At 48.4% G+C, this 18,975-nt stretch carries 13 protein-coding genes; 3 read left to right on the top strand and 10 right to left on the bottom strand.

The features are described 5' to 3' along the window. Positions 1 to 278: 278 nt before the first annotated feature. The 10 genes from AAHB90_RS27300 to aspS all read right to left on the bottom strand — a co-directional run bounded on the left by AAHB90_RS27300 (position 279) and on the right by aspS (position 13,788). On the bottom strand, positions 279 to 1,346 hold the full coding sequence (locus tag AAHB90_RS27300; protein ID WP_342088418.1) for a glycosyltransferase: 1,068 nt from the start codon (positions 1,344 to 1,346) through the stop codon (positions 279 to 281). 48 nt (positions 1,347 to 1,394) lie between these two features. Beyond that, on the bottom strand, positions 1,395 to 2,510 hold the full coding sequence (locus AAHB90_RS27295) for a glycosyltransferase family 4 protein (protein WP_342088416.1): 1,116 nt from the start codon (positions 2,508 to 2,510) through the stop codon (positions 1,395 to 1,397). A gap of 30 nt (positions 2,511 to 2,540) precedes the next feature. After that, entirely contained in the window at positions 2,541 to 3,617 is a 1,077-nt protein-coding gene (locus AAHB90_RS27290) for a glycosyltransferase family 4 protein (protein WP_342088415.1), read from the bottom strand. Then, positions 3,610 to 4,917, bottom strand: coding sequence for an O-antigen polymerase (locus AAHB90_RS27285; RefSeq protein ID WP_342088413.1), 1,308 nt, complete (start codon positions 4,915 to 4,917; stop codon positions 3,610 to 3,612). Before AAHB90_RS27285 ends, AAHB90_RS27290 begins: the two co-directional genes overlap by 8 nt. Next, positions 4,907 to 5,638 carry a glycosyltransferase family 2 protein gene (locus AAHB90_RS27280; protein ID WP_342088412.1) on the bottom strand — a complete coding sequence of 244 codons (732 nt, stop codon included), beginning with the start codon at positions 5,636 to 5,638 and terminating at the stop codon, positions 4,907 to 4,909. Before AAHB90_RS27280 ends, AAHB90_RS27285 begins: the two co-directional genes overlap by 11 nt. 3 nt (positions 5,639 to 5,641) lie before the next feature. After that, a complete protein-coding gene (locus AAHB90_RS27275; RefSeq protein ID WP_342088411.1) occupies positions 5,642 to 6,793 on the bottom strand; it encodes a glycosyltransferase family 4 protein in 1,152 nt (383 codons plus the stop codon). After that, complete coding sequence (locus AAHB90_RS27270; protein WP_342088410.1) at positions 6,790 to 8,247, bottom strand: lipopolysaccharide biosynthesis protein; 1,458 nt, start codon at positions 8,245 to 8,247, stop codon at positions 6,790 to 6,792. The genes AAHB90_RS27275 and AAHB90_RS27270 overlap by 4 nt, the downstream gene beginning before the upstream one ends. A 123-nt stretch (positions 8,248 to 8,370) precedes the next feature. Continuing rightward, positions 8,371 to 9,459, bottom strand: coding sequence for a lipopolysaccharide biosynthesis protein (locus AAHB90_RS27265; protein WP_342088409.1), 1,089 nt, complete (start codon positions 9,457 to 9,459; stop codon positions 8,371 to 8,373). A 6-nt stretch (positions 9,460 to 9,465) separates the two neighbouring features. Then, positions 9,466 to 11,886 (bottom strand): SLBB domain-containing protein, encoded by a 2,421-nt coding sequence (locus AAHB90_RS27260; RefSeq protein WP_342088408.1) that lies wholly within the window; start codon positions 11,884 to 11,886, stop codon positions 9,466 to 9,468. Positions 11,887 to 12,018: 132 nt separating this feature from the next. Beyond that, the gene (gene aspS, locus AAHB90_RS27255) at positions 12,019 to 13,788 is read right to left on the bottom strand and encodes an aspartate--tRNA ligase (protein ID WP_342088407.1); all 1,770 of its coding nucleotides are present in this window, start codon (positions 13,786 to 13,788) and stop codon (positions 12,019 to 12,021) included. Positions 13,789 to 13,880: 92 nt separating this feature from the next. Here aspS and AAHB90_RS27250 point away from each other — a divergent pair, with 92 nt between their 5' ends. Genes AAHB90_RS27250 through AAHB90_RS27240 form a run of 3 tightly spaced genes read left to right on the top strand, consistent with a single transcriptional unit; the run spans position 13,881 to position 18,823 of the window. Further along, entirely contained in the window at positions 13,881 to 14,804 is a 924-nt protein-coding gene (locus AAHB90_RS27250) for a PE-PGRS family protein (RefSeq protein WP_342088406.1), read from the top strand. 9 nt (positions 14,805 to 14,813) lie between these two features. After that, a complete protein-coding gene (locus tag AAHB90_RS27245; protein ID WP_342088405.1) occupies positions 14,814 to 16,700 on the top strand; it encodes a CocE/NonD family hydrolase in 1,887 nt (628 codons plus the stop codon). A 32-nt stretch (positions 16,701 to 16,732) separates the two neighbouring features. Further along, complete coding sequence (locus AAHB90_RS27240; RefSeq protein WP_342088403.1) at positions 16,733 to 18,823, top strand: prolyl oligopeptidase family serine peptidase; 2,091 nt, start codon at positions 16,733 to 16,735, stop codon at positions 18,821 to 18,823. Positions 18,824 to 18,975 lie beyond the last annotated feature (152 nt).

The raw sequence follows: 18,975 nt of genomic DNA, 5'->3' as shown, positions 1-18,975 counted from the left end.
CAAGTTTAGGAATAAACTTTTGAAATACGAAATTATAAACATCGTCAATTCAAATATAATTTTTGGCAGAGAAGGGCTTTTGTGCTAAAAATTTATATTTGGTGGAGAAGGGGTAAAACTACTTCTGGCAAATATAAGGAAGGATTTAGCGCGAAATATTATTTTACTGTAAAGAATTTTTCCATTTTTTTTCACGCCACTCTGGCTTCTACCGGTTTTGCCGATTTATCACATTTCCTATAATTGGACGTCATCCATATGTGTCTGCGCGGTGAAGTCTAGCCAAGTGACTTGTACAATGACAGATACATCCGGTACATCGCACCCACCGTAAAATATTCTTCATACGACTTTCTGGCTTCGGCCTTTGCCTGCTTCAACTCGGCGGGGTGGCTGGCGTAATGCAGAATCTGCCGTGCAAATTCACTGGCTGTATTAGCTACTGCTCTGCCATTCAGCCCGTTAATTACTTCTCCGACCCCTCCAACATCTGAGGCCACTACCGGAACGGAGTAGCACAATGCTTCGAGGATGGACATCGGCATACCTTCATAATTCGAAGGAAGCATGAACAAGTCGGCATATTTCAGGAGCCGGTGCGCGTCTTCCGCTTCGCCCAGGCAGTAGGCATTTGTCGGGAGATCGGCCATCTCGTCTTTGTTGCCGATCCAGAAAAAATGGACATTATGAGAGGCCAGCAATTCCGCTACCTCGCAGAAAAGCTCAAATTTTTTCTGTGGCGAGATTCGCGCGATGCACACCACTTTGAAACCGGATTTAGACCGGATCATATCCGCCAGGCGCCGGTAACTCTCACTTTGGTCAACATGAGGGGCGATTGAATAGTCGGTAATGCCATTATAGATATAGGAGACATTCTTTTTGATCCCCTCGCTCAACAGGTTCTGGTAGTCATATTTACTCACACCTACAATATGCTTGGCCCTGATTTGTAGCAGTCGCTCTAGATGAAGAAATTTCCTGAACGCGACCCGGATCGAGTCGAAACCGTGAACGGTATAAATGATCTTTTTCCGCGGAAATGCCAGCCTTCCGAGAATCCCGATTTTGGACGAATGCAGGTGGATTACGTCCGGTTTGAAGACCTGGTAAAGGCGTCGCAGCTCATTCACGACCTTGTGTTCCCTGGAAAGACTGATTGATCGCTGCAATGGATTAATCTTCCATTGGGCCACTTCGGAAGGAAGGACCTTCCAAAGTTCGCCGTCCGAAGACGATGCTACCATTACCTCATGACCGTCGTTGATGGACTCCCGCGCCAGATTGACCACCACGGATTGAGCGCCCCCCAGTTCGGCAAGCGTGATGACATGTAATATTTTCATAATCTCAATAACAATTCCATTGGGGCTGTTTTCCTGTTAAATGCGACATTAATGCATGTCGCCAACAATGCTTCCTTGAAGAATTCTCCGAACACCGCGTATCAGGGATTCCGAGTAGGTTCCTACCGTTTTAAAACCTTCGTAGCTGTTTGACGAAATGCTGTCGTAAAGACCGGGGTCGGCAATTACGGATTCCAGTTTTTTCAAAGATTCAGCGAATGTTTCAGGCGTACTAATATCGGCAAAAACGGCGGTCTTCATATCCGTGGCGTAGTTGGGAATTTCACCCACTGCAGACACGAAACAAACCAGTCCATTTTGCATTGCCTCCGCGACGCTCATGGCCATTCCTTCATGGCTGCTCAGCTGAATAAGGAAGTTGTAGTCCCTGAATATTTCCAGCTTCTGGGCGCCATTTACTTCTCCCAGAAACCGGACGCGGCTTTCGAGTTGGTTGGTCCGGATATATTCTGTAACTGAGTCGAGCATGCCGTCGTTCCTGCCATAAATATCTAGCGACGCATTACATCCGCGGCTGGCCAGATAGCGGATCGTGTCGACGGCCAAAGGTAGGTTTTTTACGGTATTGATGCGTCCGAGAAACATAAACCGCACATTCTGGTTATCGAAGGGCGGAGCTGCTTTAAATTCCGGCGAAGCGTTTGTAAAAAACGAGATGACCTCTATTGGGGCGGAAAGCTTGAAACGATTGGCTACAAAAGTTGCAGTCGCCTGGGAATCGGTGAAAACTGTATCGGCAGAGCGGATGGCTGTCTTGCTAAACAGCCTGTCGAAGCGATGAAAAAACGCTGTATTATGGATAAAAGAGACGAACCGTAGTTTAGGCCTGAGTTTTTTGGCGATAATCCCTAGTAAGGATGCGCGCCATAAGGAGCAGATCATAACGTCGGGGTTAAAGCGTAGTATGAACCTGATCATCTTTGGAATGACCAATGGGTACATCGTTAGCTTATAGTCGAAAGGAACCAGGCAGGCTTTTTCACCGGCAGTAAGATGGTTGGTCATGTTCGGATCGACAGTCCCCAGCACCATTACTTTCAGATCAAATTGCCTGTTCAGCTCGGGTAAGGCCGATAGCAAGGCTACCTCGACGCCGCCGATCTGCACATCATGCAGTATATAAAGCAGTTTTTGTGTTTTCAATGCTAGTGTGTTCTCAAAGGTGCTGAGTTTTTATTTCAATACGCGGCTCCATTGCTCCACGATGCCGCCCAGTTCAAGTGTACGCAATTTTTGCGACTTATATTTCCTCATGCGCTCGCGGAGGCCGTCATCTTGCATGAGAGTAGTCAGCGATTCCGACAGTTTGTTTACATTGCATGCTTCGACCAGAATCCCGTTTTCTCCATGCTCGATCAGCTCTTCTGGTCCGGTATCACAATCGAATGCTACAATTGGAAGGTGAAATGCCAATGCTTCCAGAAGTACCATGGGCAGGCCTTCGAACCGCGAGCTAAGGCAGTAGACAGACGCTTTTTCGAAGTAGGTAAAAACGGCTTTTGTAGCTCCGACAAATTCCACAGAATCTTGCAAACCCAATTCAGCGATTTTCTTTTCAAGGAGAGGTTTGTCCTCCCCGTCGCCGATAATGAGCAGCTTCCATTCTTTCCGAAGCTCAGCAGGTACTCCTTCCCAGGCATCCACCAACAAGTCAAACCCTTTCTGAAATGTAAGCCTTCCGACAGAAATGACTGTTTTAGAAGGATTTTCATTCAATTTTTGCTCTTCCAGAAACATGGGGTTCGGAATGTGCACCAGCTCGGCATTACGGTACCATGCGCCTTGTTTCCAGAATTGGACATCACGGGCCGTCAGGGTAACGATCTTATCGGCGAAATAAAGTGCAAGCTGCCGCGCAAAGGACCTGGCCGCAATACCCAGGTTGACCTTGAAATTGAAATGCTCCCACACGACATGCCGGATGCCGGTAAATGCCAGTGACGGAACTGAATAGGTAGCCATGATCGATTCAACCGTAACAAATGTGTCGATCTGGTTTCTGTTGATGAACTGCCGTATCCTGTGCTGCGAATAAAGGATTTTGCTGACGCCTTTCATATCGTCGATATGCAGGCTGGTAACTTGCACATTCGTCTCGAAAGGAAAGAAAACTTTCTCGGGATCGCCGTAGAGGCCCAGTACGTGAACGCTATAGTTCCTTTTAGCAAGTTCGTTTATAATGATCGAAGCTACTCGTTCTGTTCCGCCGACTGCCGAGATATTATAAATGAAAAAGACAATATTAGGCATACGATTTTGTTCTGGTGACCACTTGGAGCACCATATACAGGATTTTAGCTACCACATAAGATACTGTCAAAAATAGCAGGGCCCAGAAGCTTGTGTTACCAAACAGCAGGATGTCATCGATCAGGCGGGTTGAACAACTGATCAGCACCACCATGAAAAGGAACGAATAATAGTTCATATTCAGTGGGTTCAGACTCTTATACATGCTGCGCAAATATCCCACCAGTAATCCGATGATCAGCGCATAGATGATCCCGCCCCAAAGTCCGAAGAAATGATAGGCCAGGTAGTTGTACCGTCCGTTTGCGCCGGATGTCCTGCGTCCCGAATAAAAAGCGAACACATCCACACCGATCGGTTCAGGGGGAATGATCTCAAAACCAAGATTTTTCAGGATTGTCCCCCAACCCGGATAAAAGGCATATTTGAAAAATGACGATTCCTGGATGCTGTCCATTACATCGTCGTAATAGCCCAGCAAAAAAATATCTCCACTCGACATAAGCCGCAAGCCAACCTGCTGGATGGCAGAGGATGCATCGGCACCCACCGAGATCATGACGATGGCAACGGGAAAGCTCAGCAAAACGATTATAAGAGGTAGCGATAGCTTGATCGTGCTCATTCTCCCCTGAATGACCATTGGGTAGGTGATAAGAAAGTAAGTGACGAAGAAAACAATTATGGCCGACTTCGATCCGCTGGTGACAATGTCTAGTAGCAGTACACCGCAGATGAATATTTCGAAGAGGCTAAACCGCTTTTTGAGGTAGATGACCTTGTAGTAGAGCGACATGATCACCAATGTCCGGTAGGAAGTCACAAATGCGCGGATAATCCCGTGGCCCCCATACACGGAAACGTGATTTTCTTCCTTGTTGAGAAGTACGATACCTACCGTTTTTAAATTGATAACTTCTACCAGAACGTAGGCGATACAAAGCACGAAAAGGAAGACATCGAACTCGCTTATGCCCTGGGTCGGGATTTCAACTTTATTCGTATTGCCCCCGAGCTTCACCACGGGAATGTACGCGGCGATCGTTAGCCCCAGAAACAATGCGATTTCAGTCCCTACGAATGACCAGCCGTAGATCGGTTTCAGGGTTTCGTCGGAATACAGGAAGTAAACGCAAAACGCTCCACCGGTTAGGTTGATGACCGTCAGCAACAGCGGATCGAGGATGCCCCAGTAGATCTTTCGGTAAAGGAAAAGGTAAAGGCATAGAAATCCAGCATAAACGGCCCCGTAATAGAGCCAGTTATCCAGAATCGCTCGTACGAAAAACTCATTTCCCACCTTTCAAGCTGTTTTTAAAATTCGAAAGCTTCACCCTGAACCAGTAGTAAGTACCTACCGCACCTCCAAGATTATCGAAAACAATGCCGACGATGTCTTTCTTATGCTGTTGGTCAACATTGACAGAGCTCATACCCAGATCGTTATATATTGAAATCAGCTTGGGCATATAAACGAAATCGCCGGCTAGGCGGCTGTATAGTTCCAGGTTATAAACGTGGTCGGCAGTTAATTTATAGTCTAAGTTATACTTCTTTTGCTTATAAACGGATTTGGGGTAGAAAATGGCCTGGTGTGAAATGTTCCGCAGTGCAATATTCCATTTGCTTACTTTACCCGTATAAATCTGGTTACTTTTTTTGAGATAGGTGTTGCCGTAATAGATAACGTCGGCATGGGTGAACTCGGCAACCACTTCTTCGATGATCGTAGGCGATGCCAATACATCGTCGCAGCCGAGAAAATAGACCCAATCGCCTGTGGCGAGATCAAGTCCTTTGTTCATGGCGTCAAAAATCCCGCGGTCGGCCTCGCTTTTCCAAAGTGCGATCTGATCCTCGTAACTCCGGATGATATCCAGCGTACTATCGGTCGACAGGCCATCCAGAATGATATACTCAATATTGTCGTACGTCTGATTGACGACACTTTTAATGGCACTTTCGAGGTCCTTCTCGCCGTTCCTGACAACTGTAATGATCGAAATTTTGGGATGCTGCATGACTTAATTTTTACGGCAACTTTCTACTTCCCTGAGAAAGTTGTCGCGATATTTTGAAATCGTGAAATTTTGGAAAACATGTTCCCGCGCACGTTCGGCTATGCCTGCGTACAAAGATTGATCGTTGAGTAACCTTTCCAGTTCGAAGGCAAGGCTGTGTTCGCCGGACCGGTAAAGCAGTCCGGTTTGTTCATGTTGCACAATTTCGCTGCTGCCGGCCGAATCGAATGCCACCACGGGAACGCCGTACATCATTCCTTCGATCGTCACACGGCCCAGCGCCTCATTAGGAGAGCACATAAGCAGCACGTCGAGACGGCGGTAAATGCTTTGAATATCTTTGGTAAACCCGGTGAAACTGATCGACCCACTTATTTCCTGTTCTTTGATATAGGCCGCAATTTCCTCATAATAAGCCGGATCGCCAATTTCCCCCACAATTTCCAGTTTAATACGAGCCCCCTTCTTGAGAAGCATATTGACCGCTTTCACGGCTGTCATCTGTCCCTTCGCGGGATCGATGATACCGACGATGCCTGCCAGGGGTACTTCATTTCGCGTACGCGGAGCGTAGGCCGGAAGCGTATCGACCAGCCCGTTGTAGATTACCACATGCGGCGCTCTGACACCCGCTTCAATTACCCTTTTGGCTGCAATGCTTTTTGAAATGCAGATGATACGGGCTGCCTTGTTGGCCCAGAACCGGAAAGACGATTTGCCAAAGTTGTATTTCAAATGGTAATCCTCATAGACGAACTCCCGGATGTGCCACAAATGTTTGCGGCCCGAGAAGAATGCAACGAGCGCGCCGAAGAATATCACTGACGAATTGGTATGGACCAGATCGATTCGTTTTTTAATAACCAGTGCCGCGATGTATAGTGCGGCTGTAACATTGAATGCAAATCTTTTAATACTATGAAACCATTGAGGATTTCTTGGAACCTTGTGGATATCGTTGGCAAAGGTGACAATCTTGAATTCGATGCCGTTATTGGCAAGTTCTTTCACAAAGTCGCCATCTTCCAGGCAGATAACCCACCAGTCGATTTGATCGCGGGTAGCGGTTAGCAATGTCAAAAGTGACCTGTTGGCGCCGTAAAGCGTCCCATAGTGGCTGAATGACAATATTTTAGGTTTCGTATCGGTCCTCATGACTTGCTTTTCAGGGCGCTAAGCTTTTTGACATAAGGTTCAATGAGCGGAAAGTTGAAAATGGCGGTAACCATTCCCATAATGCAAAGTTTGATCCCCAGCGAAATAATCAGCATGGAAGGCCCGGTAGTCCAATCTTTCGCAAAGTTTGCCTCCGCCAGGTAGGCGAGTATCAGTATAACTACGGATGGGATCTGCCGCGCGAGCAATGCGTATAGTTTGAAAACGCTTTGTTGCAGAACCGTGTTGATCAGCACGTAAAAAACAACTGCAAAGTTGAGGTAAAAGGCAACGACGAGCAGAACGGCTGTCTGTTCGAGTGATTTAAAATACAAAACACCAAACAGGATCGACACGATCATGATCGCGCCGCAAAGCAGACCGGCGGTAAACAGCAGATCGGTACGCCCTGCCGCCTGATAAATCGAGCCGCTGCTGGACATGATCATCTGAATCCAAATGGATATGCTTAGTATTCGGAGGATAGGAACGACCTCAGTCCATTTTTCGCCCAGGAATATGTGGATGATTTCCGGCGAAGAAAAATAAACGAAAACCGATATCGGTAAACCGAGGATTGCCAGTATTTTGACTATTTTGATATACTCCTGAAAAATAACTGTTTTGTTGTTTTGATATTTCGCCAGGATCGGGTGGATTACCGGGGTGATCACATGGGTGAGATTGGATACCGGGTACATCATCAACTGATAAGCCTGGTTATAAAGACCCAACCCGGCATTGCCGATAAACTTACCGACAAGGATATTGTCCAGATTCCGGGAAAAATAGTTGATGCAGTTGAATGCGAACTGATATGAAGAGTATTTAGCAATTCCCCGGATGCCAGAGAAGGAAATACCCGACTGTAGTTTCAGCCCGGAATTGGCAAAATACAGCGCAAAGACGAGCACACTGTAGGCAATCGAGCGCCAGATAATAGAATAGAAGCTGAAATTCTGGTAGGCCAGCACGACAGCCAGCAATCCTGTCAGAAATGCACAGCCGACGTCGATGAAGCCAATGGTTTTAAAGGCCTGTGCCTTGATGAGCATGTTCTTGGGAACAATCGACAGCGCACTGAAAAACACCTGAATGGCGAGTAACTGGCTGATAGGTATGTAGACTTTATCGCCGTAAAAGGCTGCAATGCCGTATGAAAGCAATGCAAATGCGACCGCCAGTACGACGCTGATCAGGACGCTTATTTTAAATATGTCGGAAAAATCCTTATTGCCGAAATCCTGCTTCTGGACGATTGCGGAGCCTAGTCCGATGTCGCTGAGGATATTAAAGAACGTAATGAAAACGGTGACGATTCCGACGATTCCGAACTCAGCCGGAGAAAGAAGCCTGGCCAACACCGAATTGACAACCAGCCCCAGTAATATTCCGCTATACTTCGTGATAAATACGATGATCGCCCCCCTCTTGATTTCCTGCTGAACTTTCATCGACCAGTTATATTTGAACGGATTTCAGATGGACAGCAATGAGTTTTGCAGGTACCTGCGGGGTAGACGGGGAATTCAAAATATTAAGCATGTGTACAAAGTTGAGTATGGCGCGCCGGATTCTTATTCGTTGGCGCCTGAAACGATCTTCTGTATTACCTTTTCTTTAAAGATGATGATATATAGAAGGGTGAAAAATCCTCCCAGAAAGCCCCAAATCAAACCGATGCGCAACCGTTTCGGACTGCTTTTCGCCAAAGGTACTTTCACTGGTTCGAGCACCTTGAAAACCGGCCGCTCTTCTTTTACGTTGACTTTGGCCTGCTCGTATCTTCGCACGAGGTCGCTGTACAACGATTCGGACAACACATATTCAGCCTGTAATCGTTGTTCTTCGATTTTTGCAATGTTTGAAAAAACATTCCTGTTTTGATCGCGGTAGCTCTGGAGTGCGTATTCGGCTGTGCGAAGCCTGGCTTTGGCTTCCTTCACACGGTCGGCAAGCAAACTCTCGCGTTGGCTCGCTTTGGAGGAGCGATAATCTTCTACATAGTCGATCAGGTACTTTTGAGCCGCTTCCACGACGATCGCCGAAACAAAAGGATCAATTGTTTCAGCGCTGATCTCGATTACACCACTTTTTTGATCTACTTCCGCAGAAAGCAGGGAAATCGCGCCGGCGATATTGGATTGCTCCTGACGAGAGTACGAAAGGATTCCCTCTTTGTTTAGTTTGATCTCCTTTTTAGGGGTTTTCGACGAAGAAGAAGAAGAGAACAGGCCGGATAATAGTCCCGGTTTTGCCTGTGCCTTCATAAAATCGAGCAGCGTTTTATACGATTTGTTTTCCTGGTCGACAACTGGCTGTTTGAGCAGGTATTCACCAAACGGCGAGCTCTGCATAATCGTCGGGTAAAGGTCGGGTTGCAGCTTTTCCGCACCGTCACCATTAAGCCCCGCACCCAGCAACGAGAACGAACCCCTTTTTGAGGTACCGTATTCAGGTAGCAGGCTTACTTTTGCTTCATACTTTTTGGGGAGCGTGTAGCTGTACAATACGCCTCCTATCAGAGCCAGTATCGCGATCAGCATCAACATTTTGATATACTTGCCTACAAACAGGATGATATCGGTAAAACGTATTTCCGAAGCATCGAACGATCTCTCCTTGCTGTCAGCTACTTGCGGCTTTTTTTCTGGATGGGATATCATGATTAATTATCTGCTCAGGGTAATTGCCGCCAGGGTGACCGTACTTACAATCGATGCGATGAACGAGAACAATGCGATACGTTCGCCGGGTGTTCTCTGACGATCCGGCTGTGTTACTTTCACCGGTACCGTTACAACAGCGCCCGGTTCAACTTTGGGGAAAGACCTGAAAAACAGGAAATTTTTCGTTCTGTGAGTCCTGCCGTTAGGATATGATACATAAACACGTTTTTTCCAGCCTTGCTCGGTATAACCACCCGCCTGTGAGATATAATCCTCATAGCTAAACTTCGAGTCGAAATTCATCACCGACGGGTTGTGAACGCCGCCCTGAATGCGAACTGTTTCCAGGCGTCTTGGAATGATCAGCGTGTCACCATGCATCAGCAACAGGTTCGATGGGAGTGAGGGCTTGTTGATGATCGCTTGAATATCGACGGCAATCAGCTCCTGTCCCCGGTAGAAACGTGCTCCGGGTAGATATGCTTCGGGCCGCAATCCGCCTACTTTACCGAACAGGTCAGAAATACGTTCGAAATTATTGATAATGGTGTAATTGCCGGGATACCTTACTTCGCCCATGATCGTAACTGCTTTTTGGGCCTCATAGCGCGGCGATTTACGCACGACTATGATGTCCTGCGGCTGCAGTTTGAATTTCTGGTCATCGGGATTAAGTACCAGGTTATCGGCGACATCGATTGAGAAAATGCGGACGTTCTGCGAAGATGGCAGGTCGAGCGTATCGTTCTTCACGCGGCGAGATACTTCAATGCGGTAGGGGATACCGCCTTCGGTATAGCCACCCGCCTGGAAAATGAGGTCGGCAATGGTAATGTCTTTGTAATAATAATAGTTGCCCGGGTTGATCACCGATCCTGAAATGGTCAGGAACGTAAATTCTTTAAGGTCTTCCACGGATTTGATCGTCAGGATGTCCCCTGCTAGCAACGGAATATCCGCTATTTCGCCGTTAACGAGTTTTCTAAGGTCTATCGCCACAATGCCCGTTTGGGTATCGCCGCTGGACCTTTCGAGGATAGCCCTGTTCAGGAACGCGCGTGGGCTCAGGCCCTGTGCCGCCTGGATCAATTTCAAAACCGAATTGCAGCGCTCTTCCAATGCGTATGGGCCGGGCAATGTAACTGCGCCACGGACCTCTACCTGGTTTGATACGATATCCAGTATCCGTTTTATATTGAAAATATCACCATTCTTTGGGGTGAAAGTTTCGATTTGAACGGAGTCGATGCTTCCGATCATGTAGTTGGTACCGGTGTTCCGCTGGTAAGTGAAAGACTTGGTGTAAGCTTCGGGAGTAAACCCGCCGGCATAGCGGATGATGCTAGCCAGGCTCTCGCCTTGTTTTGCTTCGAAAATACCGGGGCGTTTTAATTGTCCATTCAATTCAATCCTTGTTTCAAATGGCCTGATCAGGATAATGTCCTGATCCTGCAAGGCAATGTTGTCATGTAGGTCTGCATCGACAAGGAACCGGTAAAGGTCGATTTTTCGGATGACCTTATTGTTCCTGATTACTTCAATATTGCGGTATGAGCCGTTCAGGCTCGGGCCGCCGGAAATGGAGAGCGCATTGAATGCAGTTGCGAGCGAGGATACGGTATAAGTACCGGGGCGTGCAGCCTCACCGGTGATCATCACATGTATACTGCGTACATTGCCGAGCGTGATAGACGAATACGTCCCCGACCCAGGGCGGTTCAACGTGGAGTAAGCTTGTCGTAAGCGTTGTACAATGCGTTCACTGGCTTGCTCGATCGTTAACCCGTTAACGTATACCGGCGCCAGGTTAAGCATTTTTACCGTTCCTTCCGGACTGATCTTCATGCGGAAGTTATCCACCGCATTACCGTAAATGTCCACGACGATTTCGTCTTCCGGTCCGAGGATGTAGTTCCGGGGCGTGGCAATGCGCAGGTTAGGCTCGAATGTGGAGCGCGACCTTGAGAAGAACGAGTAACCGAAAGTGCGTGTCAACCGGCGGTTCCGTGCACGACGCAGACTGGTAGAGTCGCGTTCGTTGTTGGCTTCATCGTCCAGTTCATCCGCATCGTCCTGATCCCGGGTTTCATCCAGTTCATCGCGGTTCGGATCGTCCACTTTCCTCTCGTCCGGCTTCTGTTGCAGCCGTTTGCGCATGGCAGATATCTGATCGAGTGTATAGCCTCTCTGCAACGCGGCTCTTTCGATGTCCATATCCGACATCCCTGCCGATTTGGCCTGGTTATAAAAGTCGACCGCCTGCTGGTTGGTAACCTGCGAAGGGTCAATTTTTGGCTGTGTCGGGTCCGTCGTAGGAAGCTGAGGAGAAGTATTGTTCTGAGCAAAAACCCCGATGTTGGCTAAGAGGAGCATCAACATGAAGCTATTCCTGAAATAATTTCTTACAAAGGATTGATAATGCATGCAGTGTAGTTTAATTACAGTCAGGACCGATCCGTTTCCGGATGGTCCTGCGGTTAAATTTAAATTATGCCCGGGGCAAATCTACAAAATCTTATTTTATTTAAATTATCTGGCAGATCGATCCTGTTTTGGCTACGAATTTGCGGCCTCTACCCGAATTGCCAGCTCTTTCAATTGGCCTTCCGATATGGTCGAAGGCGAATCGATCATCACATCACGGCCGGAGTTGTTCTTAGGGAATGCAATGAAATCCCGGATCGAATCCGCACCGCCGAAAATAGAGCAAAGCCTATCGAAACCGAATGCGATACCGGCGTGAGGAGGGGCGCCGAATTCAAATGCATTCATCAGGAAGCCAAATTGCTCTTGCGCTTCTTCGGCCGAGAACCCGAGGATCTCGAACATTTTCCGTTGCAGCTCTTTTTCGAATATCCGCACAGAACCTCCGCCAACTTCAACGCCGTTGATGACCATATCGTATGCATTAGCCCTTACCAATCCCAGATTTTTATCCAGTAGTTCGATATCTTCCGGTTTCGGGCTGGTAAATGGGTGGTGCATCGCAAACCAGCGGTTTTCCTCTTCTCCGAATTCGAGCAGCGGGAAGTCTATCACCCACAAGGCACGGTATTCGTCAGGGTTGCGTAGTCCCAGGCGTGAGCCTATTTCGAGACGCAGCTCGTTGAGTTGCTTGCGGGTTTTATCACCTTGCCCGGAAAGGATCAGCAAAAGATCGCCCGGTTTGGCGTCGAACGCTTCAACCCACTTTTTAAGCTCTTCTTCCGTATAGAATTTGTCAACGGACGATTTGATCGACCCATCGGTATTGTAACGAACATACACCAATCCTTTCGCGCCAATTTGAGGGCGCTTGATCCAGTCGGTCAGCTCATCGATTTGTTTTCTGGTATAAGCTGCGCAGCCGGAAGCATTGATACCCACTACAAGACCAGCATCGTCGAATACACCGAAGCCTTTTCCGGAAGTCAGGTCCCGGTCTTCCCCTTTCAGTTCGACGAATTGCATATCAAAACGGATATCCGGCTTGTCGGACCCGTAGAGGCGCATGGCGTCAGCGTAGGTCATGCGGGGAACTGTCGGGAGCTCAATGCCCTTCACTTTGGCGAAAAGCTCGCGGATCATCCCTTCGAATGTATTTAGAACATCCTCCTGGGTCACAAACGACATTTCGCAGTCGATTTGAGTGAACTCGGGCTGACGGTCTGCACGCAAATCCTCGTCGCGGAAACACTTCACAATCTGGTAGTAACGGTCGAATCCGGCCACCATCAGAAGCTGTTTGAATGTCTGCGGGGACTGTGGCAATGCATAGAATTCGCCCGGATTCATACGGCTTGGCACGACGAAATCGCGTGCGCCCTCCGGCGTCGATTTGATCAGGACCGGCGTTTCTACTTCGATAAAGTTCAATTCATCAAGGTAAGCGCGGGTATACCGTGCGACCTGATGGCGCAGTTGCAGGTTTTTGCGTACCACATTCCTCCGAAGGTCTAGGTAGCGGTATTTCATGCGGATATCGTCACCGCCGTCAGTTTCGTCTTCAATCAGGAACGGTGGCAGTTTCGCTGGGTTCAGAATGCTGAGCTCTGTCACGCGGATTTCGATGTCGCCGGTGGCGATCTTATCATTTTTCGCCAGACGTTCTATCACCGAACCTTTGGCCGAAACGACGAATTCGCGGCCCAGTGAGCGGGCGGTTTCCAACACATTTGCGGGGGTTTTGCCCTCTTCGAAAAGAAGCTGGGTGATGCCGTAACGGTCACGCAGGTCGAGCCAGATCATGCCTCCTTTGTCGCGGACGCGCTGAACCCAACCACACAATACAACGTCTTGATTTACATGTCCTAAGCTTAATTCCCCGCAGGTATGTGTACGTAACATATAACTATTTTAATACTGATATAATGAAAGTCGCTGATAATAAATGCCGCAAAAGTACGTATTTTTAGCAAATCTAACATGAAGTGTTTTTTATGAAAGTATATGACAGTGTGGCCGGACGAGTGGGGCTGGTTCTTTCTTCACTTGTTTTTTGTGTAACCTGTTCATGCAACGACCCCGAGCCGGCGCCCGGAGGAAATGGCTTGTCCGACCAGTTTGAAGCTACCCCCGAACAATTCCCGATAGCTACCGGTATCGTCGATGAAGCATCGGGCCTGGCTGCCAGTGCTGCCATGCCCGGTTATCTCTGGACGATCCAGGACTCTGGCAAACCCAATGCACTCTACCTGATCAGCAAGGACGGGAAAAACATTAAGGAATATCATGTACCCGGTAGTAATAACCATGACTGGGAGGAAGTGGCGGTAGGCCCCGGACCCGATAATGGCGTGTCTTACGTCTACATTGCGGATATTGGGAATAACAATCAGCCCGCAACCGCTACCAATACTATTTACCGCATTCCGGAAATCAACAGTACCGATGGTTCTTTCAGCCAGAATGCATTGCAAAAGATCAGTTTCAGCTACCCCGACGGCCCGCGCGATGCAGAAGCGTTGATCGTAGACCCGGTTACAAAGGACATTTTCATTTTGTCAAAGGAAGCGCCTAATTCCAATATTTATAAATTGAGCTACCCACAGTCGACCACAGACGTAAGCGTTGCCGAAAAGGTTGGCACAGTTCCTGGGGTAGCGCTTGCGACGGCAGGCAGTATTTCCAAAGATGGGAATGAAATAGTGGTCCGTACCTATCTGGGCGTATATTATTGGAAAAGAAGCAGCGGGGAAGCAGTCGGCCAGACGCTCGTTAAATCTGCTAACAAAACTTTGACAGTTGCTCTTGAACCGCAGGGCGAGGCGATCTGTTTTGAAAACGAGGGCAAGGGTTTCTATACATTGAGTGAAAAGGGAAATGCGGCCGGCGTGTCTTTGAATTACTATAAGAGAAAATAATCACAAGCTATGATCAAAAATCTACTCTGCGCAGCACTATTCGTGTTGGCTCAGCATGTTTATGCACAGGTTGCTTCGGACCTGCAGTACATCCAGGAAAATTATTCAAAAGCGGAATACGATATTCCGGTAAGGGACGGCGTGAAACTCCACACGATCGTTTATTCACCCAAAGACGCGTCTCCCGACAAGAAGTATCCCTTTTTAATGCAGCGTACTTGTTACAGCGTAGCTCCATACGGCGCCGACAAGTACCCGCCACGCCTGGGCCCGAGCCCGGTACTGATGCGCGACAAGTTCATATTCGTGTACCAGGATGTACGCGGTCGTTACCTGAGCGAAGGCACCTGGACGAACATGACCCCGCACATAGACCAGAAAAAGAGCAACAACGACGTCGACGAGGCATCGGATACTTACGACACCATTGAATGGCTGCTCAAAAACGTCGCGAACAACAATGGCAGGGTAGGGCAATGGGGCATTTCTTATCCGGGATTCTACACCACAGCGAGCGCATTAGCCGGTCATCCCGCATTGAAAGCCTCGTCGCCACAGGCACCGATCGCCGATTTCTTTTTTGACGATTTCCATCATAACGGCGCATTTACCCAGGGATATTACCTCACATTCCCCGTTTTCGGCATTAAGCCGCCCAAGCCAACAACGGATTCGTGGTTTGTGGGCGAAATGTTCACGCCGAAGCCGGATGGTTATACATTCAACCTGGAAATAGGCTCCTTGAAGAATTTTGACAAATACTATTCACAGAATTTTTTCTGGCAGGAGACTGTCAACCATCCTAACAAAGATGAGTTCTGGAAAAAGCGGGACATTCTGCCGCATTTGAAAGGCGTGAAACATGCATTCATGACCGTGGGAGGCTGGTTCGATGCCGAGGATTTGTACGGTCCTTTAAATACCTATAAAACGCTTGAAAAGCATAACCCTTCCATGTACAATACCCTGGTAGTGGGACCTTTCGGTCACGGCCGTTGGAGCCGCGAAACCGGGCATACATTGCACAACGACATTTATTTCGGGGATAGCATTGCCACATTTTACCAGAATAACATCGAAGCTAAATTCTTCAAACACTTTTTGAAAGAAGCAGGCGACGGAAAGACCGGTTTGCCGGAGGCCTATTTGTTTGATACAGGCAAAAAAAAATGGAAGACTTTTGATAAATGGCCGGTAGCGAATGCCGAAAAGCGTAAGCTGTATTTTCATTCAAAAGGTAAACTGGATTTCAATGCACCGAAAGAAGGCAAATCGGTGACCGAATATGTGAGCGACCCGTCGAAACCGGTGCCTTACACGGCTAATTACAAGCAAATGTCAGGTTTCACGCCGTTCGAATACATGTCGGAAGACCAGCGCTTTGCAGCTACGCGCCCGGATGTGTTGGTTTTTGAAACAGATATCCTGACCGAAGACGTTACCCTGGGTGGGGAGATCAATGCATTGCTCAAATTTGCAACCACAGGTACCGATGCCGATTTCTTCGTAAAACTGATCGACGTGTACCCGGACGATGAAAAGAACCACGCCTATATGCCCGATCCGAAAGTGGTACTGGCCGGGTACCAGCAAATGGTACGCAGCGAAGTAATGCGCGCCCGCTTCCGCAACAGCTTTGAAAAACCCGAGCCGGTTGTGGCTGGCAAGGTAACCGACCTGAAATTCCGCTTGCAGGATGTATTGCATACTTTCAAAAAAGGCCACCGCATTATGGTGCAGGTTCAAAGCACGGCATTCCCGCTTTTCGACCGTAACCCGCAGAAGTACGTGGAGAACATTTATCAAGCGCAGGATTCGGATTTTACGACAGCCAAACACACGATTTATCATCAGGCCGATGCTCCCAGCTCATTGGAAGTGGAAATCATTAAGTAGCGGCCTTTTTTATGCATTCAAAAACTTTTCTGATGACTTTAATGACGGCATCGGCATTGTCGGAACCAGGCAATGCGCAGCGACTGGAATATCCTGAAACCAGAAAGCAGGAGCATTATGACGAGTACCACGGCAAGAAAGTGGCCGACCCTTATCGCTGGCTTGAAGACGACCGGTCCGAGGAAACGGCAGCTTGGGTGAAGGCGCAGAATGAGGTCACATTCGGCTATCTGAATGCAATTCCTTTCAAGGAAAAAATATTTGAAGACCTCGAAAAGGCCTATAACTATCCCAAATATTCTGCCCCTAAAAAGAAAGGGGACTATTTTTATTTTTACAAAAACGATGGTTTGCAAAATCAGGCCCTATTATACCGCCAGAAAGATCTGAACGGCGCGCCTGAGGTAGTGATCGATCCGAACAGGCTTTCGCCGGATGGTACCACGCGGCTTACCGTTTTCAGTTTGTCCAAAGATGGCGCTTACGCGGTTTTGGGCTTTTCGAACGGCGGCTCCGACTGGCAGGAGTACCAGGTAATGAACATGAAGGACCTTTCCATGCTGGCTGACAAGGTCGAGTGGGTAAAAGTGTCGGGTGCATCGTGGCAGGGCGACGGCTTCTATTACAGCCGCTATCCGAAGCCGGATGGCAGCGCGCTGGCCGCGAAAAACGAAAACCACCAGGTATTCTTCCATTGGATCGGTACTACGCAGGAGCAGGATAGACTGGTGTTTGAAGACGCGGCAAACCCGCAACGCTTCCACACCGTTGGTACTACGGAGGATGAGGAATATGCAATCCTGAGCGTGAGCGATCGCGGAAAGGGCAAGGATGGCAATGGGATTTGGGTCATGAAAAAGGGTGAAAGCCGTTTTGTGCCGATTCGCGAGGAGATCACCGGCGCAAGTTTTCGTGTTATCGAAAACCTGGGGCCTGATTTCCTGATTGAAACCAACGATAATGCGCCAAATGGCAAGGTAATGCTTTTCAAAACGGCTGGCAGGACCTGGGAAACGGTGTTACCGGAGCGTGAGGAGCCACTGGAATTCGCGCAGCTGGCAGGTGGGAAGCTGTTTGCGTCCTATTTGAAGGATGTAACCTCGCGCACCTACGTGTACAACCCCGAAGGCGTTCTTGAAAGCGAGATCGAAATACCCGGATTGGGTTCGGCAGTAGGTTTTGGGGGCGATCAGGAGGATACATTCGTGTTTTATACCTTCACTTCTTTCAACTATCCGTCGACGATTTTCCGCTATGACATTGCCAGCGGGAAAAGCAGCGTTTTCCGGGAGCCGGAAGTAGCATTCAAGCCTTCCGACTATGAAACGAAACAGGTATTTTACACAAGCAAAGACGGAACGCGCGTTCCTGCATTCATTACTTATAAAAAAGGCCTGAAACTGGACGGCACCAACCCGACGATACTGTACGGTTATGGTGGCTTTAATGTCAGCTTGCCACCTGCGTTTAGTCCCACCCGTATCCCGTTTTTTGACCAGGGCGGGGTGTATGTTCAGACCAATCTGAGGGGTGGTAGCGAATACGGCGAGAAATGGCACGAGCAGGGTATGAAGCTCAAAAAGCAAAAAGTGTTTGATGACTTCATCGCCGCGGCTGAATATTTGATCCGTGAAAAATATACCTCGCCGGAGCGCCTTGCTATTCAGGGTGGTTCCAATGGCGGGCTGCTCGTGGGCGCGGTCATGAACCAACGTCCGGAGCTTTTCAAAGTAGCACTCCCTGCTGTGGGCGTAATGGACATGCTTCGGTTTCACAAATTCACCATCGGCTGGAACTGGATCGCCGATTACGGAAGTAGTGATAATGCGGAGGAATTCAAGGTTTTGTACGGATATTCCCCGCTTCACAATATCAAAGCAGGCGGCCAATACCCGGCCACGATGATCACCACCGCCGATCACGACGACCGCGTAGTCCCGGCGCATTCGTTTAAATATGCAGCCGAATTGCAGGCAAAAGCGGGAAAATCGTCTTCCAATCCGTTACTGATCCGGATCGATACCAACTCCGGTCACGGCGCGAGCAACACGAAAAAAGCGCTGGAAACCCAGGCGGATATTTACGCATTTCTGTTCCATAACATGGGCCTTACCTGGAAGTGATCGACAGGCAGAGGAACACCGACATTAAGCTTCTATAATTTTTTGTAACCGGTGTGCAATTTTGTTGCGCATTCGGTTACATTTGTATATACAATATTCTTACAGTACCGGCAGCATTGTTCTGTCGCCCAGGCACCCGCTCAACGTTTTTC

This window comes from Dyadobacter sp. OTU695 (assembly GCF_038440355.1).
Taxonomy (GTDB): Bacteria; Bacteroidota; Bacteroidia; order Cytophagales; family Spirosomataceae; genus Dyadobacter.
The sequence above is the reverse complement of the archived record's forward strand: the minus strand, read 5'-3'. Positions and strand labels throughout refer to the sequence as shown.

Bases quoted from the DNA above. Each gene is read 5' to 3' on its own strand.
- AAHB90_RS27300 (WP_342088418.1), bottom strand. From the start codon at position 1,346: ATGAAAATATTACATGTCATCACGCTTGCCGAACTGGGGGGCGCTCAA.
- AAHB90_RS27290 (WP_342088415.1), bottom strand. From the start codon at position 3,617: ATGCCTAATATTGTCTTTTTCATTTATAATATCTCGGCAGTCGGCGGA.
- AAHB90_RS27280 (WP_342088412.1), bottom strand. From the start codon at position 5,638: ATGCAGCATCCCAAAATTTCGATCATTACAGTTGTCAGGAACGGCGAG.
- AAHB90_RS27275 (WP_342088411.1), bottom strand. From the start codon at position 6,793: ATGAGGACCGATACGAAACCTAAAATATTGTCATTCAGCCACTATGGG.
- AAHB90_RS27270 (WP_342088410.1), bottom strand. From the start codon at position 8,247: ATGAAAGTTCAGCAGGAAATCAAGAGGGGGGCGATCATCGTATTTATC.
- AAHB90_RS27265 (WP_342088409.1), bottom strand. From the start codon at position 9,459: ATGATATCCCATCCAGAAAAAAAGCCGCAAGTAGCTGACAGCAAGGAG.
- AAHB90_RS27260 (WP_342088408.1), bottom strand. From the start codon at position 11,886: ATGCATTATCAATCCTTTGTAAGAAATTATTTCAGGAATAGCTTCATG.
- aspS (WP_342088407.1), bottom strand. From the start codon at position 13,788: ATGTTACGTACACATACCTGCGGGGAATTAAGCTTAGGACATGTAAAT.
- AAHB90_RS27250 (WP_342088406.1), top strand. From the start codon at position 13,881: ATGAAAGTATATGACAGTGTGGCCGGACGAGTGGGGCTGGTTCTTTCT.
- AAHB90_RS27245 (WP_342088405.1), top strand. From the start codon at position 14,814: ATGATCAAAAATCTACTCTGCGCAGCACTATTCGTGTTGGCTCAGCAT.
- AAHB90_RS27240 (WP_342088403.1), top strand. From the start codon at position 16,733: ATGACTTTAATGACGGCATCGGCATTGTCGGAACCAGGCAATGCGCAG.